Annotated in this window: 26 protein-coding genes; 5 read left to right on the plus strand and 21 right to left on the minus strand. The window is 67.8% G+C overall.

The features are described from left to right. Window positions 1–53: 53 nt before the first annotated feature. From G6N44_RS13490 to G6N44_RS13505, 4 genes are read right to left on the minus strand one after another with little or no spacing between them, the layout of a single operon-like run. Window positions 54–1,730 (minus strand): bifunctional uroporphyrinogen-III C-methyltransferase/uroporphyrinogen-III synthase, encoded by a 1,677-nt coding sequence (locus tag G6N44_RS13490; RefSeq protein ID WP_163664723.1) that lies wholly within the window; start codon window positions 1,728–1,730, stop codon window positions 54–56. After that, window positions 1,727–2,662 (minus strand): hydroxymethylbilane synthase, encoded by a 936-nt coding sequence (gene hemC / locus G6N44_RS13495; protein WP_163664725.1) that lies wholly within the window; start codon window positions 2,660–2,662, stop codon window positions 1,727–1,729. Before hemC ends, G6N44_RS13490 begins: the two co-directional genes overlap by 4 nt. 24 nt (window positions 2,663–2,686) lie before the next feature. Continuing rightward, window positions 2,687–4,042, minus strand: coding sequence for a glutamyl-tRNA reductase (locus tag G6N44_RS13500; RefSeq protein ID WP_163664727.1), 1,356 nt, complete (start codon window positions 4,040–4,042; stop codon window positions 2,687–2,689). Window positions 4,043–4,094: 52 nt separating this feature from the next. Further along, window positions 4,095–4,379 (minus strand): glutaredoxin family protein, encoded by a 285-nt coding sequence (locus G6N44_RS13505; protein ID WP_264033089.1) that lies wholly within the window; start codon window positions 4,377–4,379, stop codon window positions 4,095–4,097. 38 nt (window positions 4,380–4,417) lie between these two features. On the opposite strand from G6N44_RS13505, the gene G6N44_RS13510 reads away from it, so the two are divergent. Beyond that, window positions 4,418–5,311: an HAD family hydrolase gene (locus G6N44_RS13510; protein WP_163664729.1), complete on the plus strand. Its 894-nt coding sequence runs from the start codon at window positions 4,418–4,420 to the stop codon at window positions 5,309–5,311. A 105-nt stretch (window positions 5,312–5,416) separates the two neighbouring features. Next, window positions 5,417–5,950, plus strand: a complete 534-nt coding sequence (locus G6N44_RS13515) for an FAS1-like dehydratase domain-containing protein (RefSeq protein WP_163664731.1) — start codon at window positions 5,417–5,419, stop codon at window positions 5,948–5,950. A gap of 27 nt (window positions 5,951–5,977) precedes the next feature. On the opposite strand, the gene G6N44_RS13520 is transcribed toward G6N44_RS13515, so the two are convergent. The 9 genes from G6N44_RS13520 to G6N44_RS13560 form a co-directional block, all read right to left on the minus strand. Next, entirely contained in the window at window positions 5,978–7,042 is a 1,065-nt protein-coding gene (locus G6N44_RS13520; RefSeq protein ID WP_163664733.1) for a lysophospholipid acyltransferase family protein, read from the minus strand. Between the two features lie 35 nt (window positions 7,043–7,077). After that, the gene (locus tag G6N44_RS13525; RefSeq protein ID WP_179964522.1) at window positions 7,078–8,211 is read right to left on the minus strand and encodes an SDR family oxidoreductase; all 1,134 of its coding nucleotides are present in this window, start codon (window positions 8,209–8,211) and stop codon (window positions 7,078–7,080) included. A 29-nt stretch (window positions 8,212–8,240) separates the two neighbouring features. Continuing rightward, window positions 8,241–8,342, minus strand: coding sequence for a 30S ribosomal protein bS22 (locus tag G6N44_RS13530; RefSeq protein ID WP_003402602.1), 102 nt, complete (start codon window positions 8,340–8,342; stop codon window positions 8,241–8,243). A 130-nt stretch (window positions 8,343–8,472) separates the two neighbouring features. Then, complete coding sequence (locus G6N44_RS13535; RefSeq protein ID WP_003882954.1) at window positions 8,473–8,700, minus strand: cell division/environmental response transcriptional regulator; 228 nt, start codon at window positions 8,698–8,700, stop codon at window positions 8,473–8,475. A gap of 138 nt (window positions 8,701–8,838) precedes the next feature. After that, the gene (gene proC, locus G6N44_RS13540; RefSeq protein WP_179964523.1) at window positions 8,839–9,699 is read right to left on the minus strand and encodes a pyrroline-5-carboxylate reductase; all 861 of its coding nucleotides are present in this window, start codon (window positions 9,697–9,699) and stop codon (window positions 8,839–8,841) included. A gap of 29 nt (window positions 9,700–9,728) precedes the next feature. Continuing rightward, complete coding sequence (locus G6N44_RS13545) at window positions 9,729–10,541, minus strand: thioesterase family protein (protein WP_163664737.1); 813 nt, start codon at window positions 10,539–10,541, stop codon at window positions 9,729–9,731. A 26-nt stretch (window positions 10,542–10,567) separates the two neighbouring features. Continuing rightward, window positions 10,568–11,413: a sugar phosphate isomerase/epimerase family protein gene (locus G6N44_RS13550; RefSeq protein ID WP_163664739.1), complete on the minus strand. Its 846-nt coding sequence runs from the start codon at window positions 11,411–11,413 to the stop codon at window positions 10,568–10,570. A 48-nt stretch (window positions 11,414–11,461) separates the two neighbouring features. After that, window positions 11,462–12,493, minus strand: coding sequence for an Rv0497 family membrane protein (locus G6N44_RS13555; RefSeq protein WP_163664741.1), 1,032 nt, complete (start codon window positions 12,491–12,493; stop codon window positions 11,462–11,464). Between the two features lie 30 nt (window positions 12,494–12,523). Next, window positions 12,524–13,495, minus strand: coding sequence for a Ppx/GppA family phosphatase (locus G6N44_RS13560; RefSeq protein ID WP_163664742.1), 972 nt, complete (start codon window positions 13,493–13,495; stop codon window positions 12,524–12,526). 149 nt (window positions 13,496–13,644) lie between these two features. On the opposite strand from G6N44_RS13560, the gene G6N44_RS13565 reads away from it, so the two are divergent. Beyond that, on the plus strand, window positions 13,645–14,421 hold the full coding sequence (locus G6N44_RS13565) for a DUF3109 family protein (RefSeq protein ID WP_163664744.1): 777 nt from the start codon (window positions 13,645–13,647) through the stop codon (window positions 14,419–14,421). Window positions 14,422–14,426: 5 nt separating this feature from the next. On the opposite strand, the gene regX is transcribed toward G6N44_RS13565, so the two are convergent. From regX to G6N44_RS13595, 6 genes are all read right to left on the minus strand, one after another. Further along, window positions 14,427–15,113, minus strand: coding sequence for a two-component sensory transduction protein RegX (regX, locus tag G6N44_RS13570; protein WP_163664746.1), 687 nt, complete (start codon window positions 15,111–15,113; stop codon window positions 14,427–14,429). A gap of 8 nt (window positions 15,114–15,121) precedes the next feature. Then, window positions 15,122–16,309: a sensor histidine kinase gene (locus G6N44_RS13575; protein WP_163664748.1), complete on the minus strand. Its 1,188-nt coding sequence runs from the start codon at window positions 16,307–16,309 to the stop codon at window positions 15,122–15,124. Window positions 16,310–16,452: 143 nt separating this feature from the next. Next, window positions 16,453–17,196 (minus strand): phosphoglyceromutase, encoded by a 744-nt coding sequence (locus G6N44_RS13580; RefSeq protein WP_163664750.1) that lies wholly within the window; start codon window positions 17,194–17,196, stop codon window positions 16,453–16,455. 23 nt (window positions 17,197–17,219) lie between these two features. Next, window positions 17,220–17,714, minus strand: a complete 495-nt coding sequence (locus G6N44_RS13585) for a type III secretion system chaperone family protein (protein ID WP_163664751.1) — start codon at window positions 17,712–17,714, stop codon at window positions 17,220–17,222. Then, window positions 17,711–19,015 carry a D-inositol-3-phosphate glycosyltransferase gene (gene mshA / locus G6N44_RS13590; protein ID WP_163664753.1) on the minus strand — a complete coding sequence of 435 codons (1,305 nt, stop codon included), beginning with the start codon at window positions 19,013–19,015 and terminating at the stop codon, window positions 17,711–17,713. The genes G6N44_RS13585 and mshA overlap by 4 nt, the downstream gene beginning before the upstream one ends. Before the next feature lie 10 nt (window positions 19,016–19,025). Continuing rightward, complete coding sequence (locus tag G6N44_RS13595) at window positions 19,026–20,330, minus strand: ROK family protein (protein ID WP_308213874.1); 1,305 nt, start codon at window positions 20,328–20,330, stop codon at window positions 19,026–19,028. Between the two features lie 189 nt (window positions 20,331–20,519). Between G6N44_RS13595 and G6N44_RS13600 the strand changes: the two genes are divergently transcribed. Beyond that, complete coding sequence (locus tag G6N44_RS13600; protein WP_163664754.1) at window positions 20,520–21,269, plus strand: SDR family oxidoreductase; 750 nt, start codon at window positions 20,520–20,522, stop codon at window positions 21,267–21,269. Window positions 21,270–21,369: 100 nt separating this feature from the next. Here G6N44_RS13600 and G6N44_RS13605 read toward each other — a convergent pair whose 3' ends face one another. Together G6N44_RS13605 and G6N44_RS13610 are read right to left on the minus strand one after the other, a co-directional pair. After that, complete coding sequence (locus G6N44_RS13605) at window positions 21,370–22,698, minus strand: L,D-transpeptidase (protein ID WP_163664755.1); 1,329 nt, start codon at window positions 22,696–22,698, stop codon at window positions 21,370–21,372. A 6-nt stretch (window positions 22,699–22,704) separates the two neighbouring features. Beyond that, window positions 22,705–23,787, minus strand: coding sequence for a UDP-N-acetylmuramate dehydrogenase (locus G6N44_RS13610; RefSeq protein ID WP_163664756.1), 1,083 nt, complete (start codon window positions 23,785–23,787; stop codon window positions 22,705–22,707). A 26-nt stretch (window positions 23,788–23,813) separates the two neighbouring features. On the opposite strand from G6N44_RS13610, the gene G6N44_RS13615 reads away from it, so the two are divergent. Next, a complete protein-coding gene (locus G6N44_RS13615) occupies window positions 23,814–24,320 on the plus strand; it encodes a DUF2505 domain-containing protein (RefSeq protein ID WP_163664757.1) in 507 nt (168 codons plus the stop codon). Window positions 24,321–24,338: the final 18 nt, after the last annotated feature.

The raw sequence follows: 24,338 nt of genomic DNA on the forward strand, positions 1-24,338 counted from the left end.
TCCGGCAGAAGAACTTCGAGTGCAGGCCTGCTGGAATACCGTTTCGGCGAAATCTACCTGCGGCGGCTCTTCTTGCGCGGCGGGGGCAGTGCCCCTTCGGCCCGCAGTCGAGCGGCGTGCTCGGCGAGCGCGTCGACCAGCGGCCCCACGGTGGCCGTCTCGGGCTGCACATCCACCCGCAGGCCGAATTCCGCTGCGGTTTCAGCAGTTTTCGGCCCGATGCAGGCCACGATGGTCCGGGCGTGCGGCTTGCCGGCGATACCGACCAGGTTGCGCACCGTCGAACTGGAGGTGAAGCAGACCGCGTCGAACCCGCCGGTCTTGATCATCTCGCGGGTCTGCGCCGGTGGCGGAGCGGCACGCACGGTGCGGTAGGCCGTGACATCCTCGATCTCCCACCCGCGCTCACGCAGGCCCTCGGCCAGCGTCTCGGTGGCGATGTCGGCGCGCGGCAGCAGCACCCGGTTCACCGGATCGAAAACCTCGTCGAACGGCGGGAACTCGTCGAGCAGACCCAGCGAGGACTGCTCCCCCGACGGCACCAGCTCGGGGTTGATGCCGAACGCCCGCACCTTGTCGGCGGTGGCCTGTCCGACACAGGCGATCTTCACCCCGGAGAAGGCCCGCGCATCCAGACCGAACTCGTTGAACTTCTCCCAGACCGCACGCACGGCGTTGGTCGAGGTGAACACCACCCACTGGAACCGGCCGTCGACCAGACCCTTGACTGCGCGCTCCATCTGGGCGGGGCTGCGCGGCGGCTCGACCGCGATGGTCGGCACCTCGATCGGCAGGGCGCCGTGGCCCACCAACCGGTCGCTCATCTCGCCGGCCTGATCCTTGGTACGCGGCACCAGCACGGTCCAGCCGTACAGGGCGCGGCTCTCCCACCAGTTCAGCTTGGCCCGGTTGGCCACGGTCTTGCCGATGGTGACCACCAGCGGCCCGGCCAGCGGGCCCGCCAGCTCACTGCCGGCCGGCTTCTCCAGCACCGCCTTGTCGGTCAGTCCACCGAGGCTGGTCTCCACCGAACGCTGCTGGCAGGTGGTACCGCTCGCGGTCACCACCGCCGGAGTGTTCTCGGCCAGACCGAATTCGATCAGGGTGCGCGCGGCGTCCGGCAGGTGCGACGCGGTCGCGTGCAGGATCAGCGGCCCGGGTGCGGCGGCCAGCGCCGCCCAGTCCACGTCACCGCGGACGTCGGCCACGGTGTGCGACGACCCGAGCGGCAGGCCCGCGTAGGTGGGCACTGCGCTGGTGGCGGGCAGACCGGGGACGATCTCGAAGTTCACATGGGACCTGGCCAGCGCACCGATCTCGGTGATGACGGCGTCCACGGACAGCGGGTCACCGGCGACCAGGCGCACCACGTCGTAGCCGTGGCGGGCCTCGGAGACCAGTGTCTTGGCCACCTCGGCGGGATCGCCCAGCGCGGGGCGCACCTCGGGACCACCCGCGATGACGGCGGCTTGCGCCGCGTCGGGGGTTCCGGTGGCGTCATCGCCTGCGGCGGCGGCCTTGGCCGGCTCAGCCGGTGCCGGGCCGGACGCCGGGGGCAGCTCCGTGCCGATCAGCGCCAGTACGGCTTCTGGGACGTCGGGATCGGTGAACACCAACTCGGCGTGCGCCAGTACAGTCTGCGCCCGTGCCGTCAGCAGCCCCGGATCTCCCGGGCCCGAACCCACAAATGTGATGCGGCCGGGCTTGGCCTTGCGACCTCGCATGGTCATTCTTCACTCCCGCGCTCTACCAACAGCTCGCGTGCACCCAGCTCGTAAAGCTCCGCCGCCACCGAGACACCCAACTCAGCGGCCCGATCGGGAGTTCCGATGCCGGACGCACGGATCATGTCGGATCCGTCCAGCGTCGCTACGCAGCCGCGCAACGACAGCTCCACGAAGACATTGCCGTCCTCATCGATCGACTCGACCACTTCTGCGATCGCGCCAACCGGTGCGGAACAGCCCGCCTCCAGTTCGGCGAGCAGGACCCGTTCGGCGGTGACCGCGGCGCGCGTGTCGGCATCGTCCAACTCCGCCAGCACCGAAATCAGCTCGGTGTCGCCGGAGCGGCATTCCAACGCGAGCGCACCCTGAGCCGGCGCTGGCAACATCTGCACCGGCTCGAGCGTCTCGGTGACTGCATCGACACGTCCGATACGGGCGAGACCCGCACGGGCGACCACGATGGCGTCGAGATCACCACTCGTAACCCTGTTCAACCTGGTATCTAGGTTGCCTCGTAGGGGGCGGATTTCCAAACCGAGACCCAGTGCTCTAAGCTGCGCGGCCCGGCGCGGGCTCGACGTGCCGATCGTGGAGCCCGTCGGCAACTCCCCGAGCACCATGCCGTCACGCGCCACCAGGGCGTCGCGGGGGTCCTCGCGGCGCGGGACCCCGGCGATCACAAACCGTTCATCCCGTGCGGTGGGCAAATCCTTGTAGGAGTGCACGGCCATGTCGACACGGCCGTCGTGGATCGCGTCGCGCAGCGCGGCGGTGAACACCCCGACGCCCATGTGGGCGATCGGCCCCTGATTGCGGTCGCCCTCGGTCGTGATGATCACCAACTCGCAGGGGTGACCTGCCGCCAGCAAAGCGTCTCTGATAGTGCCGGCCTGCGTGGTCGCCAGCAGGCTACCCCGGGTGCCGATCCGGATCACCGTATCGCGCGTTTCTACCAATGCCTACTCAGACTTATCGAGATCTGTTGTCATGAAGGGCAATTCGCTGGCCGCCACAGCTTCGACGGCCTGCGGATCGAGTTCGAACAGCTCCCGCAAAGCCTCCGCGTAGCTGTCCCCGCCAGGTGCACTGGCGAGTTGTTTCACCCGCACCGTGGGTGCGTGCAAAAGTTTGTCGACGACGCGGCGGACCGTCTTGGCCACCTCGTCGCGGTGCGCCGACTCCAGTTCGGGCAGCCGGTTGTCCAGGCGCAGCAGCTCGGCCTCCACCACGTCGGCGGCGCGTTGCCGCAGCGCCGTCACGGTCGGGGTGACCTCGGCCATCCGCTGGCCCGCCAGGTAGTTGGCAACCTCGGTGGCCACGATCGTGCGGGCCGCATCGGCATCGGTGGCCGCGGCCCGTGCCGACGGCTCCCGCTGAATCCGGTCCATGTCGACGACCCAGACACCGGGCAGCCCGGACACCGCCGGATCGACGTCGCGGGGCATACCGAGGTCACAGATGACCAGCTGCCGATCAACGGCGGCCGGGTTGCGCTGCGCCAGTGCATGGTGCACGTCGGCCAGGGATACCACCGGCCGTACCGCCCCGGTGCTGCTGACCACGACATCGGAATCGGCCAGCGCTTCGGAGAGTTCGTCCAGGGAAAACGCTTGCGCAGGCACGCCCTGCTCGGTGAGGTTCGCCGCGAGGCGCTGGGCGCGCGGCAGCGATCGATTCACCACGTTGACCCGGTCGATCCCCGCCCGCAGCAGGTGCGCACCGGCCAGTGCGCCCATCGAGCCCGCGCCGATCACGGCCGCGGTCCGCCCGGCGAGCCCGCCGCTGAGTTTGGTTTCGGCCATCCCGAGGGCCACCGAGACCACCGACGCGCCCGCGGCGTCGATGCCGGTCTCCGAATGCACCCGTTTGCCGACGTTCAGGGCCCGCTGGGCCAGCTCGTGCAGCGTGCGCCCGACGGTCTGGTGCTCCTCGGCCGTCGCATAGGCGCGACGCACCTGGCCCAACACCTGGGCTTCACCGATGACGGCCGAGTCCAAGCCGCTGGTCACCGCGAACAGATGCTCGACAGCGGCTTCGGCGTAACGCACGTAGGCGTACTTGGTGAGGTCGTTCAGCGACATGCCGGAATGGTCGGAAAGCACCTGCCCGATGATCGACAGGCCGCCGTGGAAAGCCTCGACCACGGCGTACACCTCGACGCGGTTGCACGTGGCCAGGACCATGGCCTCGGTGACCAACGAGGACCGGAGGACCTCGTCGATGATCTTGGCCTGATCCGATGCGTCGGTGCTCAACTGCTCGAGAACAGACACCGGCGCGCTGCGGTGCGAAACCCCGAATAGCAGCACACTCACGGCGTCATCACCACGTCACCAAGGTAATCGTTTCCGGCCCGGCCACCAAATTTCATCTCGGTGCTATCTCGGCCCGAAGCCCCTGCTCGTCGACTTCCCAGTAGCTGTGTTGGATCCCGTTCAGCAAAACCACCGGCAGCAGATCGCCGAACCGGGCCCGCGGCGCCGAGTCGCCCGCTGCGGCGGCCTCGTCGATATCGGTGGTCACCAGCTCGAAGTCCAGTTCGTCACGCAACACGGCCAGCTGGTGCGCGGCCCGCTCACACATGCTGCAGCCGGCCCTGGTCAGCAACGTCACAGTGGTTCGGCCGCCCGTTCCCGCCTGCTCGCACTCCACACCGCCAGTATCCCGGCTGCGTGACTTAGGGTGAAAACGTGCCCGAATCCGGTAGTGCCGATGCACTCGAACAGGAGCTTGCCGCCGAGGCCAGCGCCGAACTCGCCGTCACCGAGCTCGAGCCCGACACCGACGACGCCCCCACACCGGCACCGCCGCCCGATCTGACTGCCGCGGCATTCTTCGACGTCGACAACACCCTGGTCCACGGATCGTCACTGGTGCACTTCGCCCGCGGCCTGGCGGCACGCAAGTACTTCACCTACCGCGACATCCTCGGCATCGGATTCGCACAGGCCAAGTTCCAGTTCACCGGCAAGGAGAACAGCGACGACGTCGCCGAGGGCAAGCAGAAGGCCCTGGCATTCATCGAGGGCCGGTCCACCGCCGAACTGGTGGCGCTGGGCGAGGAGATCTACGACGAGATCATCGCCGACAAGATCTGGCCGGGGACGCGAGCGCTGGCACAGATGCACCTGGACGCCGGTCAGCAGGTGTGGCTCGTCACCGCGACCCCCTACGAGCTGGCCGCCACGATCGCCAAGCGGCTGGGATTGACGGGTGCGCTGGGGACGGTCGCCGAGTCGGTCGACGGAGTGTTCACGGGCCGGCTCGTCGGCGACATTCTGCACGGCACCGGAAAGGCCCACGCGGTGCGGTCCCTGGCCATCCGCGAAGGTCTGAACCTGCGCCGGTGCACCGCCTACTCGGACAGCTTCAACGACGTACCGATGCTGTCGCTGGTCGGTACCGCGGTGGCGATCAACCCCGACGCCGCGCTGCGCGACGTGGCCAGGGAGCGCGGCTGGGAGATCCGCGACTTCCGCACCGCACGCAAGGCCGCGCGCATCGGCGTGCCCTCGGCGCTGGCGCTCGGTGCGCTGGGTGGCGCGCTGGCCGCTGCCGCGTCACGCCGCCACGACATTCGCTGAGGTAGCAGGCCGCGTTATAAGCTTCCGCGGCGGGCCGCGCCAGCGGCTTGGCAGTCAGGCACGTTTGTGCGCACCGCGCACCGCATACCGAACAGCGCAGGGAATATGAGCATCGCCGCAAACATCATCGGAACGCACTACCGGTACCCCGACTACTTCGAGGTCGGCCGGGAGAAGGTCCGTGAGTTCGCCCACGCGGTCAAGGACGACCATCCCGCGCACTACGACGCCGAGGCCGCCAAGGAGTACGGCTACGACTCGGTGGTGGCCTCGGTGACGTTCCTGGCGGTCGCCGGTCGACGCGTTCAGCTGGACCTGTTCGAGAATTTCGACATCCCGATCAACCTGGAGCGGGTGTTGCACCGCGACCAGAAGCTGATCTTCCACCGGCCGATCATGGTCGGCGACAAGCTGTGGTTCGACTCCTACCTGGACTCGGTCATCGAATCGCACGGCACTGTGATCGCCGAGGTTCGGGCCGAGGTCACCGACGACGACGGCAACCCGGTTGCCACCAGCATCGTCACCATGCTCGGCGAGGCGGCCATCGACGAAGCCGACGAGATCAGTTCACAGATCGCCGCGGCGCGCGACGCCGCGATCGCCAAGATGGTTGCCGGGCAAAAGTCCGGCGCCTGATTTTTCGTTGCGCGAGCGGTGTAAGGGTCAGCCGAAGAACATGTTTCGACGGCCGGCCAGCAGCTGGTACAGCGTGTGCTGGATGGTCTCGCGGACCTGATCGGTCAGCTCGAAGGTGATCATCGGATCGTCGGCGGCGCTCTCGTCATAGCCGGTCGTCGCGATCGGCTCACCGAACTGGATGTGCCACTTCGACGGCAACGGCACCAGGCCGAGCGGGCCGGCCAGCGGGAACAGCGGCGTCACCGGGAAGTACGGCAGACCGAGCAACCGGGCCAGCAGCTTGACGTCGGCCATCATCGGGTAGATCTCCTCCGAGCCCACGATCGAGCACGGCACGATCGGCGCCTGGGCTCGCAGAGCTGCGGAAACGAAGCCGCCGCGGCCGAACCGCTGCAGCTTGTAGCGATCTTTGAAGTTCTTGCCCAACCCCTTGAAGCCCTCCGGGAACACGGCGGTGAGCTCACCGTTGGCGAGCAACCGGTGCGCGTCGGCGGTGCAGGCCATGGTGTGCCCGGCCTTACGTGCGGCCTGCCCGACCATCGGCAGATCGAACACCAGGTCCGCCGCGAGCAGACGCAGATCGCGGTTGAGCGGGTGGTGGTCGTGCACCGCCACCTGAGTCATCAGTCCGTCGAAGGGCAGCACCCCGGCGTGGTTGGCCACCACGAGCGCCGCACCGTTGGAGGGCAGGTTCTCGATGCCCGACACCTCGACCCGGAACCAGGACCTGAAAAACGTTCTCAGCAAAGGCAAGAAGATTGCGTTGGTGATGTGCGGGTCGAACCCGAACTCGTCCACCGAGTACTCACCGGCCATCCGGGTGCGGACGAATTCCGAGACCGCCGCGATGCCCTTGGCGAGTTCGCTGGGGCCGTCGTCGGTGCCCGACTGGCCCGAGGCGCCACCGCGTGCCTGATCGATCTCATGCACCACCGCGGCGATCTGCTCGGCCGTGGCACGGCTTCCCGGATCGGCCAGGACCGAAGGATGTCGGCGGGCACTGTCGGACCGAGCGGCCGCACGGCGTGCCGCAGAACGATTCGAGTTGCCATGCAGCGGAATGACTTTCGCTTTTGATTCACCCGCCACTTCGATACCTTCTCCCACCCCGGATAGAGCCACTACTAATGTCCCAAACGCTGCGCCATCCCCACGGCGCGACTCTCCATTGAGCGTACCCATCGCGGATCGAGTATCGGCGTCAATCCACGACCACGGACGTAGTCGTCGAATGCCTCGGCGGTCGTCCACTTGGGACTGTAGCCCAGATCCCTGTGCATTCGCGTGGTGTCCATCACCCGGCCGTAGCTCAGATAGTTCATCTGATCGCGGTCGATCTCGGCGGAACCCGTTGCGCGACTGAGCGAATTGATCGCCGACAACGCCCCGCTCGGCACCGGCAAACGCACCCGTCCCGAGCGCCGGATCGCCTGGCTCATCATGATGATGCCCAAGGCGCCGACGTTGAACGTGCCCGCCCGGCCGGCCACTGTCGCACGTTCCAGGGCACCGAGGGCGTCCTGTTCGTGCAGCAGTTGCAACCGTGCGTCGTGGCCGATGACCGAGGGAACCACCGGCCCGGCCAGATACCGCGAGAGCACGGTGTCCATCGCGGGCCCGATCATGTTGGCCAGCCGAAGGATCGTCAGATCGATGTCGGGGCGACGCCGGGCCAGGCCACGGGCGTAGCCCTCGATGTCCATGCTGTCGCGGGCGAACCCGTCACCCGGCGGACGGCGAGCACTGCTCTCCTCGCTGAACATCACCGGATCACGCGAGCTCGAGCCGTACACCTCGGAGGTGGACTTGAGCACGACCCGACGTACCGACGGTGTCTTCTGGCAGGCCGCGAACAGCTGGATCGCGCCCATCACGTTGAGTTCCTTCAACGTGGCCCGGCCTCCGGACCTGGGCGCGTAGGACGCCGCCGCGGCATGCACGACGGTGTCCACGTTGCCGTTTCTGATCACCTTGGCGATGAACGGGTTGCGGATGTCGGCGCGGACGAACTCCGCCCGCCCCATCCGACGCATCAGGTCCTTGCTCGGCACCACCGCATCAACGGCGATGACGTGCTCGATCAACGGGTTCTGCGCCAGCCTGGCGGTCAGATAACCACCGAGGAACCGGCACGCACCCGTGACCAGAACTACTTTCGGAGCGGGCGACGCATCTGCGGCCTGTCCCGCACCGGAAGTATCCGAACCGGATCCGGGGACTCCCGTCGGGCGTCCCCCTGAACGACCTTCAGAATCCATCGGCTCAGCCTAGCGGCCGCAGCAGTTGGCTACTTGCCGAGTTTTCTACGCTGCACCCGGGTACGGCGAAGCAGCTTGCGGTGCTTCTTCTTCGACATACGCTTACGCCGCTTCTTGATGACTGAGCCCATAAACCCTGGTGTCTCCGCTACTGACGCTGATGATTGACCTGGTTACTTTACCCAGGCCGGTCACCGAAACGGAAAACGCCAGCCTGCTCTGGGCGCTCAGCTGGTACGGCCGCGCTGTCGAACCGGGATGTCAGCCCGCGTCGAAGTACGAAGACTCCAGCAGATCGTGGACTGCCTTGGCGTGGACCCGGAACGATCGGCCCACTCGAACCGCAGGCAGTTCACCGTTGTGCACCAGCCGGTACACCGTCATCTTCGAGACCCTCATCAAGCTCGCCACCTCGGCGACCGTCAGAAATTGAGCTCGAGGCTGACCGTCGCCAGCATCCCGCGCCGATGGCCCGTTCATAGACGTCATCGCAACCCAATCAATCAGGCACAGGCAGTTCCAGCGGCTTCCCCACCGCTGGCACCGACCCGCGCATACAAAGGGAGAATAGCGTGGCGGGTGGGGTTACTGCGACGGGTGTGGGCTAATCAGTTTGAATTAATCTAATTACTCAGATGTAATTCCGAGCTGCTCAGAGCGCGTTTTCGCGGCCAGAACGGCATTGGACACCGCGCCCCGCAATCCCCCACGCTCCAGTTCCCGCAGCCCAGCGGCGGTGGTGCCGGCCGGCGAGGTCACCATCGCCCGCAATCGAGCCGGTGTGGTGTCCAGCGCGGCGCCCCCGGCGGCGTTTACCTCATCGAGACGTTCCAGCAGCATCGCCGCCGAGCCGGCCATCGTCTGGATCACCAGATCGGTGGCCACCGCACGCGACAGACCCGATTCCACGCCCGCGTCGACCAGAGCCTCGACCATCAGGAAGAAGTACGCCGGCCCCGACCCGGACACCGCCGTCACCGCGTCCAACTGCGACTCGTTCACGGTGAGTACGCCGCCGACCGCATCGAAGATCGACGAGACCTCCTTGAGCTGCTCGGCAGTCGCGAACCGGCCCGCCGCCAACGCGCTCACCCCGCCGCCGACCACGATCGGGGAGTTGGGCATCACGCGGATGACCGGAGACCCGGCCGGCAGCTTGTTCTCGTAGTACGACGTGCTGACACCGGCGGCGATGCTGACGAACACCTGCTCGGCGGCGTCGGAATCGGCGCTCGCCGCCGCATCGGCGATCTCGTCGATCACATTCGCGACGTCGGTCGGCTTCACCGCGATCACCACGTAGGCGGCGTTGTCGGCGGCATCGGCCACCGAGGTCACCAGCACCGAGTACTTCTCCGACAGGTACTTGGCGCGGTCCGGGTATTTCTCCGCGACCACCATGTCCTTGACCTGCCGGCCGGCCCTCAACAGCCCTGACAGCAGCGCCTCGCCCATGCTTCCGCCGCCGATTATCGCGATTCTCGACATGGGCGACAGCATTCCATGTCCCGGCGGAGTCAGCCCCGCGCGGGGACCATCGCCAACTGCCGCGTCTGCACGATGATCCGGCCCTCGCAGTCGACGACGATGTGGTCCTCGTCGAACCAGTCCTGACCGATCTGCACCGAGGTGCACATCACCCGCAGCCAGCCGTCGGCCGGTAGTGCCCGCAGATAGGCCGTCAGCTGGACCGTGGGCGCCCAACCGGTGCGTTCCACAGCGAACGTCACCGGAGCCGACACATCGCCGCACAGGAGCGCGAACAGCACGTCGGGAGCGACACCCTTGGGACGCACCCAGTACTCGAACACCGGCGGCCCACCGTCGGTACGCGGCCCCATCGTGTGCAGCGCAGGGCGGATGTCACAACCATGCGCCAGGTGCACGACATGCTCCATCGGATGACCGGGGCCGATCGGCTCCAGCCCGGGCGGCGGTTCGGGCGTCATCAGCGGCACCACGGGGTTGAACGACAGCAGCGGGGGCACGTGATGCTCGGGTTCGCCGAGGGTGACCGACACCGTCACCGCGATGCGGTCCTCCTGGCGCAGCTCCACGTCCACCAGGCCGATCCGGCGGCCCCGCTTACGCACCGTCGTGACCACCTGCATCGGACCGGGATCGGGCGCCCAGAGGAAGTTTCCCGAGATCGCCAGGGGCTGCGCGGACGCGCCCAGCTCGGTGCGGGCGGCATTGGCACACAGCGCGAGCATGGCGCCGCCGTGCACCTTGGGCCCGATCGTCCAGTGCTCGTTGAGCTCGCCGTGATAGACGCCGTCGCCGGCCGGCGTCAGTGCCATGGCATCGGTGAACAGGGTGGAGCCGGTCATGTGCGGTCCTTTGCAGGTGGGGGTTTTCAGCGCAGGAGGTGGGTGCGGGCGAATTGCAGCGACTCGGTCAGCAGCGCCTCGCGTTCGGCGGTGGTCTTGGCAGCCGACGTGGTGACCTCCAGGACGACGTGGCCGGAGAAATTGCCCGCCGCCAGCATCTGGCACACCTCGACGGTGGGCTGAGTGCCCCGCCCGGGAACCAGATGCTCATCGGTGGATGCCCCCTTGCCGTCGCACAGATGCAGGTGCACCAGGCCGTCGCCCATTCGTTGGGCCATCTCGATGGCGTCGGTGCCGGCCGTGGCCGTATGGCTCAGATCGAGCGTGTAATGCGCGTGATCGCCGTCCAGCGGGTCGTAGGACGGCGCGAACGCGGAGATGCCGGGGCCGGGCCTGCCGCCGCGCTTACGCATCCGCTCGACGGATGTGCCACCCGACCCGAAAAACCGGTCGGCCCGGAACGGGAACATGTTCTCCACCGCCACCAGGACCTCGCTGTCGGCCTCCAACCGGGCGACCTGCTCGCTGAACCCCTCGGCGTAGCGGCGCTGCCAGCGGAACGGCGGGTGCACGACAACGGTCTGGGCGCCGAGTTGTTCGGCGGCCCGCACGCTGCGTTCGAGTTTCGAGATCGGATTGGCCCCCCACACCCGCTGCGAGATCAGCAGGCAGGGGGCATGCACCGACAACACCGGGATGCCGTAGTGCGCCGACATCTTGGCGATCGTGTCGATGTCCTGGCTGACCGACTCCGCCCACACCATCAGCTCGACACCGTCATAACCCAGGCGCGCGGCGCACTCGAACGCAGCCTCCGTCCTCAGCGGATAGACCGAGGCGGTGGACAGACCGATCTTGATGGCGGGGCGCACAACCCAATTGTGTACTGACGTGCTTTCGTTCCTCGCGTGTGCGGGGACCTAACTCGCCTGTAGCAGCGCCAACGGACCGAAGGTGACCAGGGCCCCGACCGCCACCGCGGTCAGTGTGCTGCCGATGTCCTCGGTCTTGCGGACCACCCGCACACCCCCGGCCAGGCCGAGGATGACCAGCACGCCGAGCACCAGCGCGACGATGGTGTTCCACTTCCACAGCTGATCGAAGGCGATGAACAGGCCGGCACCGAAGGCCACCGCGATCACGCACTGACCGACGATCCACATCCCGCGAACCAGCGGTGAGGGGGGCGGCTGATCATCATCGAATTCGTCGAATTCGTCGTGCTCGTCGTAGTCGCCGGTGCCCTCGGACAGGTCCTTGTCGGCCAACGATCCTGCGCCGAACAACGGCCCGAGCGACGAGTACGAACTATCGCCGTAGTCGCCGTCATAGTCGTCGTCCGCGTAGTCGCCGTAATCGGTGTCGACCGCGCCGTGCAGATCGCGACCGTCGGACTCGACCAGCGCGTCGGCCGACCCGGCCGCATCGTCGGCGTCAAGGTCGTCGAGGGGGTCCGGGCTCATCCGCTCGGCACCGGTGCCCGACGATCGGTAGTCACGCGCCGGCTTGGACTGACCGCGGCGCGGACGTGGCCGGAACTCGACGGGCTCGGGATCGACGTCACGCGCCGCCAGATGCGCGTCGTAATCGTCCTCGGCCTCGGTGCGGACGTCGTCGGGTTCGGCCGACCTGATGGGCGGCTTGACCCGGGGAGACCGGAGGCCGCCGTTGCGGACCCGCGGCTCGTCCAGGATGGGCGCCACGACGGCAGTGTCGACCAGCGGGTCAGGCGCGGGAACCGGCTCGTCGCGACGTGCGGGCTCGGGTTCGTAGTCGTCGGTGATGACCGGGATCTCACCGGTGAGTTCGGCGACGGTCACCGCGTCACTGTTTCCGCGGCGACGCCGACGGCGACCGCCGACCGGGGGCGCCCCGATCGTCCCGTTCTTCGCCAGCAACTCCGCGACCGAGATCGGTCGGGTGCCGGATGGGCTGTTCTCTGGTCCTGTCATACCTACGTTGCCTTCGGGACTAGCTTTTCCTTAACGTCCGGCGTCCCGCGCCGACGTCTCTACCAAGGCTGAACCGTCGGCCTCGCTGTCGAGCTTCCGAAGAATCAACCCCTCTCGCAATGCCCAGGGGCAAATATCGACGGAATCGATCTCCAGTGCTCGCATACTAGCCTCAGCTACCAAAGCACCGGCCACGATCTGTGGTGCCCTCTCGGCACTCACTCCTTCCAGTTCGGCACGGTCAGCCGCTGTCATCCTAGAGATGAAAGCTATGAGCTGTCTTAATCCCGTCGCGGTGAGGGTCCGCTTGACCCGCGGGCCGGCGCCCGAGGGGGCCGCCCCGGTGAGTCTGGCCAGCGACCGGAAGGTTTTCGACGTCGCCACCGCGAGGTCCGGGTTTCCGGCCCGACGCATGGTGGTGCCGGAATCGGCGAGCTCGGTGGTCAGCCAGTCCCGCAACATCGCGACTCGGCGTCGCCCAGGTGGGTCTTCGGCCAGCCACTCCCTGGTCAGCCGGCCCGCCCCCAGGGGAAGCGACAGCGCCACCTCGGGCTCCTCGTCGACCCCACTGGACAGTTCCAGCGAGCCACCGCCGATGTCGATGTTGATGATGCGGCCCGCGCTCCAGCCGTACCAGCGGCGCACCGCCAGGAACGTCAGGCGGGATTCGTTGACACCGCTGAGCACACCGAGGGACACCCCGGTCTCGGCCCGCACCCTGGCCAGGACTTCCTCGGAGTTGGTGGCGTCGCGCACCGCAGAGGTGGCAAACGCCATCAATTCGGCACATCCCGAGCTGGTGGCGATCTTGGCGAACTCGTCCACCGTGGCCACCAACCCGTCGGCGCCCTTGCGGGTCAGTTTGCCGGAGTCGTCGATGGCCTCGGCCAGGCGCAGTGCGGCCTTGGTGGAGCTCATCGGGGTCGGGTGTCCGCCACGACGGGCATCCACCACGAGGAGATGCACCGTGTTGCTCCCGACATCGAGCACGCCTAACCGCACTGAACCAACCTAACCGCAGCCGACCAGCGCGGCGTGGCCGGACCTCCTCCGAACCGCCGCACCCGCACGCCGGGATTGTGGTGCGTCCCACGACGCGTCACGCCGCGGTCGGGAAATGTGTTCAGGCATATGGGAGTACCGTTTGCGCCGTGGCAGATGTGCATCCCGGCGAAGTCGAACTCGACTTTGCCCGCGAATGGGTGGAGTTCTACGACCCGGAGGACGCGACGCATCTGATCGCGGCCGATATGACGTGGTTGTTGTCCCGCTGGACGTGTGTGTTCGGCACACCGGCCTGCAAGGGCACCGTCGAGGGCCGCCCGGACGACGGCTGCTGCTCGCATGGCGCGTTCCTTTCTGATGACGACGATCGTGCGCGGCTCGACGACGCGGTCGCCCAGCTGACCGACGAGGACTGGCAGTTCCGGGACAAGGGCCTGGGCCGCAAGGGCTATCTGGAGGACGACGAGTACGACGGCAAGCCCAACCAGCGGACCCGGAAGTACAAGGGGGCGTGCATCTTCCTGAACCGCCCGGGGTTCGCCGGCGGAATCGGGTGCGCCCTGCACAGCAAGGCGCTCAAGCTCGGTGTCGAGCCGCTGACCATGAAGCCCGACGTGTGCTGGCAATTGCCGATCCGGCGCAGTCAGGAATGGGTCACTCGGCCCGACGACACGCAGGTCCTGCGCACCGTCATCACCGAGTACGACCGGCGCGGCTGGGGCGAGGGCGGAGCGGACCTGCATTGGTACTGCACCGGTGATCCCGCCGCCCATGTGGGCGCCCGCCCGGTGTTCGAGTCCTACGGCCCCGAACTCACCGCGGTGCTCGGCGAGAAGGCCTACGCCGAGCTGGCCGCGATGTGCCGGCGGCGCAGTGCCCTCGGACTGGTCGCCGTGCATCCCGCGACCCGCGCCGCCCAGTAGCCCCCTCAGCCCTCCAGCTTGTAGCCGAGACCGCGCACGGTGACCAGGTGCACCGGGTTGGCCGGGTCCGCCTCGATCTTGGAGCGCAGCCGCTTGACGTGCACGTCAAGGGTTTTGGTGTCGCCCACGTAGTCCGCACCCCACACCCGGTCGATGAGCTGACCGCGGGTGAGCACCCGTCCGCTGTTGCGCATCAGGTACTCCAGGAGGTCGAACTCCTTGAGCGGCAACGTAATCTGATCGCCGTTGACGCTGACGACGTGACGTTCGACGTCCATCCGGACCGGGCCGGCCTCCAGTACGCCGTCACCGATCGCACCGTCGTCGGTGTCGGAGCCGCGGCGCAGCACCGCCCGGATCCGCGCGATCAGCTCGCGGGCCGAATACGGCTTGGTGACATAGTCATCGGCACCCAACTCGAGACCGACAACCTTGTCGATCTCGCTGTCGCGGGCGGTGACCATGATCACCGGCACGCTGGAGCGGGCACGTAGTTGCTTGCAGACATCGGTACCGCTCATCCCCGGCAACATCAGGTCCAACAGGACGATATCGGCGCCGGAGCGCTCGAACTCGGCCAGTGCAGAGGGACCATCGGCCACCACGGTGGCCTCGAAACCTTCCTTGCGGAGCAGGAAGGCCAGGGGATCGGCCAGCGACTCCTCGTCCTCAACGATCAACACGCTGGTCATCGGTCTCGCTAATCCTCTCGGTCGTTCGAGTCACCTGCGGACTCGTCGGTTTCGGGATACGCCGGGATCGACAACGTGAACGTCGACCCGGTCCCCGGCTGACTCCACAGCCGGATGGTTCCGTTGTGGTTGGCGGCCACGTGTTTGACGATCGCCAGGCCCAGCCCGGTGCCGCCGGTGGCGCGCGAACGGGCCTTGTCGACCCGGAAGAACCGCTCGAAGACCCGTTCCTGATCGGCCTTGGCGATTCCGATGCCGCGGTCGGTGACCGCGATCTCGACACTGCCGCCACGCCGGCGCCGGCTGACCGATATGCCGGATCCGTTGGGCGAGTAGGCAATGGCATTCGACACCAGATTGGCGACGGCGGTCACCAGCAACGTCTGATCGCCCAGGACCCGGTAGCCGGTCGGGGCGTCGGTGGTGATCGAGATGTCGGCCTTGTCGGCGGCCACCTTGTGCCGCGACAGCGCCTCGGACACCACGGAGTCGACGTCGACGACGTCCAGGTCGGGCAGCCGCTCGCCACCCTGCAACCGGGACAGCTCGATCAGCTCGCCGACCATGTCGGCCAACCGCAGCGATTCGGCCACCATCTTGTCGGAGAAGCGGTGCACCATGTCCGGGTCGTCCGCGGAGGCCTGCAGCGCTTCGGCGAGCACCCGCATGGCGCCCACCGGGGTCTTGAGCTCATGGCTGACATTGGCCACAAAATCCCTGCGAGTGGCTTCCATCCTGGCGTGCTCGGACTCATCGTCGGCATAGACGACGGCGAAGCGGCGGTCCTCCGTGCTCAGTGGCCGCACCCAGCCGCGCACCGAGATGCCCAGGCGTCCGGGGTGTGGGAGCTTGCGCGGGGACAGGTCGACCTCGATGGGCTGACCGGTGGCGAACACCTGCTCGGCAGCGCGCCAGGCCCGGTCGTCGAGGAGCCGGTCACGCACGACACCGAGTTCGGTGGCCCGGTCGTTGGCATAGACCACGTCGTTGAACGTGTCGACGACGACGATGCCGTTGGGCGATGCGGACACGATGTGCTGCAGCATCTGCGACACCGTCAGGCCGGCCTCATCGGCCTCGCGCCGCTGCCGTGCGGCCACGATGCGGGGGGCGACCACGGCGGCCACCCCCGCACCGACGATCAGCGCGAGCAACGCCACGACCGCCGTCAGCAGTAACGCCGACATCAAGCTCACGCGAAAAGCGTACGCATCCGGTGAACGTCATCCCAGCAGCGTGCGACCAAAACGGGACAAGTCACACCGCCAAATACAGCTGTTCGGCTGTCGTTAACCGTCGGTAACCTGCTGTTTGCCCGCAGGCCCGAAGGTCGGGCGAACTACTTCTTGGCGCCCTGCGCGGCAACCGCGGCGGCCCCGGCAGCGGCGGCCTCGGGGTCGAGGTACTCACCGCCTGCGACGAGGGGCTTGAGGTTGTCGTCGAGTTCATAGCGCAGCGGGATGCCGGTCGGGATGTTCAGGCCGACGACGTCCTCAGCGGACATTCCGTCGAGGTACTTGACCAGCGCACGCAGCGAGTTTCCGTGGGCCGCGATCAGCACGGTCTTGCCGGCCCGCAGGTCGGGCAAGATCGTCGCCTCGTAGTACGGCACGAACCGGGCCACCACGTCCTGGAGGCATTCGGTCAGCGGGCCGCCACCGATCTCCGCGTAACGCGGATCGGCGTCCTGGCTGTACTCGCTGCCCTTCTCGATCGGCGGCGGCGGGGTGTCGTAGCTGCGCCGCCACGCCATGAACTGCTCTTCGCCGTACTTGTCCTTGGTGGCGGCCTTGTCCAGGCCCTGCAGGGCGCCGTAGTGCCGCTCGTTGAGCCGCCAGTCCCGGTGAACCGGAATCCAGTGCCGATCGGCGGCGTCCAGCGCCAGGTTGGCGGTGGTGATCGCGCGGCGCAGCAGCGAGGTGTAGAGCACATCGGGCAGCAGGCCGTTCTCGACCAGCAGCTTGCCGCCGCGGACGGCCTCGGCGCGGCCCTTCTCGGTGAGGTCGACGTCGACCCATCCGGTGAACAGGTTCTTCTGGTTCCAGTCGCTCTCACCGTGGCGGAGCAGGATCAGCGTCGGCATGCCCGTGATCTTCTCACGGGCGGCTAATCGTCGATCAGGTGCTCGAACGCCTTGAGGTTCTTCAGCGACTCACCGCGCGAGACCCGCCACTCCCACTCCTTCTGGATGGATGAGCGGAAGCCCAGTTCCAGCAAGGTGTTGAAGTCGGAGTCGACGGCTTCGAGCACCTGGCCGAGCACCCGGTCGATCTCGTCGGCGGTGACCGAACTCAGCGCCATCCGGCCGACGAGATAGATGTCGCCGACGTTGTCGAGGGTGTAGGCGACCCCGTAGAGCCTGCGGTTGCGCTTGAGCAGGAACCGGTAGACACCTTCGAAGTTCTCGTCGGGTTTGCGGCACACGAATGCCTCGACACGTACCGAATGCTCGCCGACGCTCAGAATGGTGTTGGTCTTGAGCTTGCGTTCCCCCGGCAGTTCGACGATGAGACCGGGCAGGCCGCCGTGGGCGCCGTCATGCCGGTGGTAGACGAGTTCGTGCTCGTCGAGGGTGTCGGTGATCAGTTTTTCGACGCTCATGCCCGCACCCCCCGGCGCAGCGCGAACCGGCGTCCCGCACGTCGGGCAGCGGGCCTGCGGTGCCGGGACCGGTAGTCGCTCATCGCGTGGGCGTAGCTGTTCAGCAGGTCATCGACGGTGTGCGCCCAGGAGAACTGCGCGGCGTGAGCCGCGGCGGCCAGGCGCAACGGAGCCGGATCGCGCTGCAGCACCTCGTCGATCGCGGCCGCCCAGTCGTCGACGTCGTGCCCGTCGACCAGGGCACCGCTGACCCCGTCGGCCACCGCGACGGGCAGACCGCCGACCGCGGCCGCCACCACCGGCGTCCCACATGCCTGGGCCTCGATCGCGACCAGGCCGAAGGATTCGGAGTAGCTGGGCACTGCGACCAGATCGGCGGCGCGGAACACGGTGACCAGTTGTTCGCGGGATTGCGGGGGCAGGAACGTCACACGATCGGTGATACCCAGTTCGTCGGCCAGACGAATCAGGGTGTCGGGCTCGGCCAGGCCGCTGCCGGAGGGCCCACCGGCGACCAGCACCCGGACCCCGGGCAGTTTCGCGGCGGCACGCAACAGCACGTCGGGCGCCTTCAGCGGCTGGATGCGGCCCACGAACGCGACCACCTGCTCGTCGCGGGCAATGCCGAGCACTGCCCGCGCCGCGTCGCGATCCCCGGGGGTGAAGACATCCAGGTCGACCCCTGGATGCACCACATCGATACGTCCCGGATCGGCGTGGTGAAGCGAAACTAGTTGCTGTACTTCATGTTCGGTGTTCACGATGAGCCGGTCGGCCTCATCGACCACCTGCTGCTCCCCCACGGCGCGCAGCGGCGGCTCGGGCAGATCACCGGCGGCCAGTGCGGCGTTCTTCACCGCGGCCAGGGTGTGTGCGGTGTGCACGAGCGGCACCGCCCAGCGATCCCGGGCCAGCCAGCCGACCTGACCGGACAGCCAGTAATGCGAGTGGACGACGTCGTAATAGCCGGGTTCGTGGGTCGCCTCGGCGCGCAACACCCCCGCGGTGAACGCGCACAGCTGGGTGGGCAGGTCATATTTGTCCAGGCCCTCGAACGGCCCGGCCACCACGTTGCGCACCACCACGCCGGGCGCCACCGCCACCACCGGGGCATCCGACGACGAGGTGGCCCTGGTGAAAATCTCCACCTCGACGCCCCGACGAGCCAGCTGCAACGCTGTCTGGAGCACGTAGACATTCATCCCGCCGGCGTCACCGGTACCCGGCTGCGCCAGCGGCGACGTGTGTACGGATATGACCGCAACTCGGCGTGGAGTCTCGAGGTCCGTGGCTAGACGCACACAGACATGTCTACACCGCCGCGGATCGGCGGGTTTGAGCGCGCCGCATGGCGCCGATCGGATCGGCGTACAGGCCGCCCAGCGAAACGATTCCCGCACCGGCCTCCTGGACCCGATTGCCGAACGCGGTCACCCGGATGTCGCGGGGTCCGAGTACCGAACGGTGCGCGACGGCTTGCTCCACGACGGGCATCCCCTCGGGATATTCGGTGAAGGCCTGGCCGCCGAGCACCAGATCGTCGGGGTTGAGCAGATCGCGCAGCAACGCGACGGCCTCGCCGAGCACGCGGGCCCGATCGGCCAGCAGTTCGCGGGCCTTCCCGTTGCCCTGCCGGGCCGCGCGCAGCACCGCCGGCAGCGTCGAGGACGGACCTTCGGCCGGGACGATCCGCAGCGCGCGGGCCGCGTTGAGCACCGCCTCGTCACTCACCGTGGACTCCAATTGCCCTGAGCCACCGAGTAATTCGGACTGTGCGGGCAGGCCGGCAATCGTTCCGGGCCCGCCGGCCGGGGTGTGCACGCGGCCGTCGATCGACAACGCGTAGCCGACGGTTTCGCGGGCGTAGACGTAGAGGCTGGTCCGCGCCGGAGCGCCGGTGGTCTCGGGGAACGGACGGCGTCCCCCCAGCAGCAGTTCGGCACCGGCCATCGCGTCGACGTGCGAGGCGACCGACACCGGCAGCGCCAGCGCTTCGGCGAGCACCGGACCCACCGGGGCATCGGACCAGCCCAGCCGCGGGTGATCGAGATACCCGGTGATGCTGTCGACGACGCCGCCGGCGGCCACCCCGACCCACAGCGGGCGGCGACGGTGCCAGCGACTCAGGTACCGGCGTGCGCTGGAGGCCAGCGTGGCCAACGCCGCGGATTGGGGCCCCGACGGGGTGGGCGTCTCGACCACGTCGAGCGTGCGACCGAACAGGTCGGTGGCCACGATGCTGGTGGTGCGCGCACCGACGTGGATACCGAGCGTGAGGTAGGGCTCGTGGTTGACCTCGACGGGCACGCGGGGCCGGCCGATGGCCCCCGAAACAGCGAGATCGGCACGCTCACGCAGGATTCCGGCGTCGAGCAGTGCGGTGACCTGACGGTTGACCGTCGCGATGCTCAACTGCGTGAGCTGCGCGACGGCATCCCGGGCGATCGGCCCGCGGGCGCGGACGGCGCTGAACACCGACGCCACGGCGGTGTCGGGCACCTTCAGCGACGGGGCGACGATCTGTAGCAGCCGCGACTGCGGGTAGCGCGCGGCGGCGGATATCGGCCGGACCGTAGGGGTGGAGCTGCGGCGGGGAGCGGCAATGGCGGTGGTCACGAGAATGGTCCTTACTGGTTGTCGACTAGGTGGGGTGGGACCACACCTGGCGACTCAGCAGGACGGGAAAACAGGTCCGGGTCAGTCAGGCGCGGCGGGGTGCGCGACAACAACACGCACGCCGCGCGGAGCGGGACTGGAGATTCCGGGACATACGGAGAACCTAGCACGCCATCTAGTCTTGGTCAGATGACGACACCACAGTCAGACAAACGCGTGGCAGTGGTTACCGGCGCCAGCGCCGGAATCGGTGCCGCGACAGCCAGATCCCTTGCTGCCCTGGGCTTTCACGTCATCTGCGCGGCCCGTCGGGCCGATCGGGTCCAGTCACTGGCCGAGGAGATCGGCGGCACCGCGGTGGTGGCGGACGTCACCGACCAGGACGCGGTCGACGCCCTGGCGGCCCAGCTGGATCGGGTGGATGTGCTGGTGAACAACGCCGGCGGGGCCAGGGGGCTGGAATCCGTCCTGGACGCTGACCTGGAGCATTGGCGGTGGATGTGGGAAACCAACGTGCTCGGCACCCTGCGGGTGTCCCGGGCGCTGCTGCCCAAGCTCATCGCCTCCGGCGACGGCCTGATCGTCACCGTCACCTCGATCGCGGCATTCGAGACCTACGACGGCGGCTCGGGATACACCGCGGCCAAACACGCCCAGGGTGCCCTGCACCGCACGCTGCGCGGTGAGCTTCTCGGAAAACCGGTGCGGCTCACCGAGATTGCGCCGGGTGCCGTCGAGACCGAGTTCTCGTTGGTGCGCTTCGACGGCGACCGGGAACGCGCCGACAACGTGTACCGGGGCATCACCCCGATGGTGGCCGAGGACGTCGCCGAGGTGATCGGGTTCGTCGCGTCACGCCCGTCACACGTCAACCTGGATCAGATCGTGATCCGGCCGCGCGATCAGGCCCCGCACGGACGCTTCAGCCGGAAAGTGTGATGCGCCGGAGGCATCCACGCCTCCTGCGGCTCGTCGATTTCGACCTCACGGCCGCGCCGACTCAATTTTCACGACCCTTGAGTCGAAAACGGCGACCGATTTACCCGCCCGGTGTGGGCTTGGGCGGCGTGGTGGTCGTAGGTATGCCGGACAGGGTCGGAGCGTCGGTCGGCGTCGCCGGGGCCGTCGCAGGAAGATTCGCCGGCGAATCCTGCGAGGACAGCGCCGACATGGACTTCCACTCGCTCCAGTCCACCGCCCAGTCCCAGAGGTCGCCGTCGGCGTAGGACAGGTCGATGCGGGTGCCGGTCACCTCGACCGGGTCGCCGTACATCGCGCTGTTGAAGTACTGCTGCGAGTTCTCCAGGTTCAGGTTGATGCAACCGTTGGTGACGTTCGTGTTGCCCTGCGAACCGATGCTGTTGGGGTTGCAGTGGATGAACTCACCGTTGTTGGAGATCCGCACCGCGAAGCGCTCGTGCACATTGGAGTACCCGGCGGCCGGGTTGGTCATCCAGAAGTCCTCGTACTTCTCGGTCACCACGTGGATGCCGCTGCGGGTGACGTTGCGGTCCAGATCGCCTTCGCCGTAGCTGCACGGGAAGTCCATGATCACCGCGCCGGCCCCGTCGAGCACCTGGATGCGGTGGCTGGACGCCTCGGCCTTGACCACCTGGCGACGTCCGATCTCGAAGTCGAGCGTCGAGTCGGCCGCACCGTAGGCGCCATCGCCGAAGCTGACGCCGTACAACGGCGCCTTGACGCTGACCTTGGTTCCGGTCGGGTAGTACTCCCGGGTCCGCCAGTGCACCCGCGAGCCTCCGGCCTCGTCGGGCAGCCACGCCCAGCTGCCCTCGACCGGCGGTGTGGTGGTGACCTGAAGGGCTTTTTCGACGGTCGCCCGGTCCTTGTCGTCGATCGCGGCGTCGAACTGCAGGATGATCGGCGCGGCCACGCCGACAACCTGTCCGTCGGCGAGCTGGAACTGACCGCTGACCTGTTTCTGCGGGGCGACCGTGGAGAAGGTGGCCTGTACGGATTCGGCCTTGCCGTCCGGGCCCACCACCGAGCCGGCCCAGGTGTAGGTGGAGTCGTAGCCGAGGGGCTCGGTGACAGTGAACGCGGTGCGGTCGCTGTTGAATTTGCCGGCGACCACCTTGCCGTTGGCGTTGGTCAGGCTGACGCGCTGGAACACACCGTTGTCGACCTTCACTCCGGCCGGCGCGGTCGGCAGCACGTCCTCGGCGTCGGCGGCAGGCTCGTACGTCACCGTCGGCGCGGTCGATTCCTGGGCCTGAGGTCCGGAGACCGATGATCCTGCCGAGCAGGCAGCCAGCACCCCGGCACCCATTCCGACGGTCAGCACCGTCAGGGCGCGCCGCCGATTGAGCAACGGCGCACCGGCCTCTATATCATCGGCAGGGCTCACGTGGATCTAGGGTACTGATAGATCGCACCCAAACAGAATCGGTTCGGGCTGCAGAGTGATGCCGAAGCGGTCCAGAACACCCGCCTGCACCGCTCTGGCCAGGGCAATCACATCAGCGGTGTTCGCCTCGCCACGATTGGTCAGAGCCAGCGCATGTTTGGTCGACAGCCGTGCCGGAGCACCGTCACCGGGGTATCCCTTACCAAACCCGGCGTGCTCGACCAGCCAGCCTGCAGCGAGCTTGACCCCGTCCGGAGCGGGGTAGTTCGGCACCGCCCCCTTCCCCGCGGCGTCGGCCCCGGCCTGCACCCGCTCGAACTCGGCCTGCGACACCACCGGGTTGGTGAAGAACGACCCGACACTCCAGGTGTCGTGGTCGTGCGCGTCGAGGACCATCCCTTTGCCGGCGCGCAAACCCAGCACGGTCTGGCGAACCCGCATCGGGTCGGCGCGCTCCCCCGGTTCGACACCCAGTGCGGTGGCCAGTTCGCGGTAACGCAGCGGTGCGCTTCGGCCAGTCTGATCGAGGGTGAACTCGACCTCGAGCACGATCACGGCATCGGAGTGTTTGAGGATGCTGGTGCGATAGCCGAATTTGAGCTCTTCCGTTGCAGCCCAACGGACTTCACCCGTGCGCCGGTCGAGCAACCGGACCCGGCTGATGGTGTCGGCGACCTCGGCCCCGTAGGCACCCACGTTCTGCACCGGGGTGGCCCCGGCCGATCCCGGTATCCCGGACAGGCATTCGAGCCCGCCCAGCCCGTGCTGCAGCGAGGCGACGACGACGTCGTCGAACACGGCACCGGCCTCGGCGCGCAGCAGATCACCCTCGACGGTGATGGCGGTGTTGGCCACGCGCACCACGGTGAGATCCGGCATGGTGTCGGCCAGGTCATCGGCCAGCACGACGTTGGATCCGCCGGCGAGCACCAGGATCGGATCGGACACCGCGCGCAGCACATCGATGAGCTGATCGGTGCTGGTGCAGGTCAACACCCTGGGCGCCACCGGCCCGACCCGCAGGGTGGTCAGCGGGGCCAGCGCAACCGACTCGTCGACCGCGACACCGGCAACATACGAACTGACCACGGGCCGTAACGGTAGCGTGACCAGGTATGCCGCGATCATTCGACATGGCCAGCGACTACGAGGGCAGCGTCGAACAGGTCCACCGGGCATTCGGTGACGAACAGTATTGGCTGGCCCGGCTGGCCGATTCCGGGGCCGACGCGACCGCGCTGGACGCGTTGACCGTGACCGACGCCGGCGATATCACGGCGGTCACCACCCAGACCCTGCGCGCCAACCAGCTGCCCGGGCTGGTGTCGCAGTTCCACCGCGGCGATCTGCACATCCGGCGCGAGGAGCGGTGGCAGCCGATCCGGCATGGCGCGTCGCACGGCACGGTGCGGGGCTCGGTCGCCGGGGCGCCGGTGTCGCTGTCCGGGACCGCGACGCTTGCCGCGACCGACCGCGGGTCCCGGCTGTCGGTACACATCACGGTCGAGGTCAGGGTGCCGCTGGTCGGCGGCAAGATCGAGAGTTTCATCGGCACGCAGCTGGTCGACCTCCTGACCGCCGAGCAACGGTTCACCTCGGTGTGGATCACCGAACACCACTGAGCCCGGCGGTATCTTCGG

The sequence above is a fragment of the Mycolicibacterium alvei genome (genome assembly GCF_010727325.1).
Lineage (GTDB): Bacteria > Actinomycetota > Actinomycetes > Mycobacteriales > Mycobacteriaceae > Mycobacterium > Mycobacterium alvei.

Coding starts and splice junctions, on each gene's coding strand:
- G6N44_RS13490 (WP_163664723.1), bottom strand. CDS start 1,730: ATGACCATGCGAGGTCGCAAGGCCAAGCCCGGCCGCATCACATTTGTG.
- G6N44_RS13515 (WP_163664731.1), top strand. CDS start 5,417: ATGAGCATCGCCGCAAACATCATCGGAACGCACTACCGGTACCCCGAC.
- G6N44_RS13525 (WP_179964522.1), bottom strand. CDS start 8,211: ATGGATTCTGAAGGTCGTTCAGGGGGACGCCCGACGGGAGTCCCCGGA.
- G6N44_RS13530 (WP_003402602.1), bottom strand. CDS start 8,342: ATGGGCTCAGTCATCAAGAAGCGGCGTAAGCGTATGTCGAAGAAGAAG.
- G6N44_RS13535 (WP_003882954.1), bottom strand. CDS start 8,700: ATGACGTCTATGAACGGGCCATCGGCGCGGGATGCTGGCGACGGTCAG.
- proC (WP_179964523.1), bottom strand. CDS start 9,699: ATGTCGAGAATCGCGATAATCGGCGGCGGAAGCATGGGCGAGGCGCTG.
- G6N44_RS13545 (WP_163664737.1), bottom strand. CDS start 10,541: ATGACCGGCTCCACCCTGTTCACCGATGCCATGGCACTGACGCCGGCC.
- G6N44_RS13555 (WP_163664741.1), bottom strand. CDS start 12,493: ATGACAGGACCAGAGAACAGCCCATCCGGCACCCGACCGATCTCGGTC.
- regX (WP_163664746.1), bottom strand. CDS start 15,113: ATGACCAGCGTGTTGATCGTTGAGGACGAGGAGTCGCTGGCCGATCCC.
- G6N44_RS13580 (WP_163664750.1), bottom strand. CDS start 17,196: ATGCCGACGCTGATCCTGCTCCGCCACGGTGAGAGCGACTGGAACCAG.
- G6N44_RS13585 (WP_163664751.1), bottom strand. CDS start 17,714: ATGAGCGTCGAAAAACTGATCACCGACACCCTCGACGAGCACGAACTC.
- G6N44_RS13600 (WP_163664754.1), top strand. CDS start 20,520: ATGACGACACCACAGTCAGACAAACGCGTGGCAGTGGTTACCGGCGCC.
- G6N44_RS13615 (WP_163664757.1), top strand. CDS start 23,814: ATGCCGCGATCATTCGACATGGCCAGCGACTACGAGGGCAGCGTCGAA.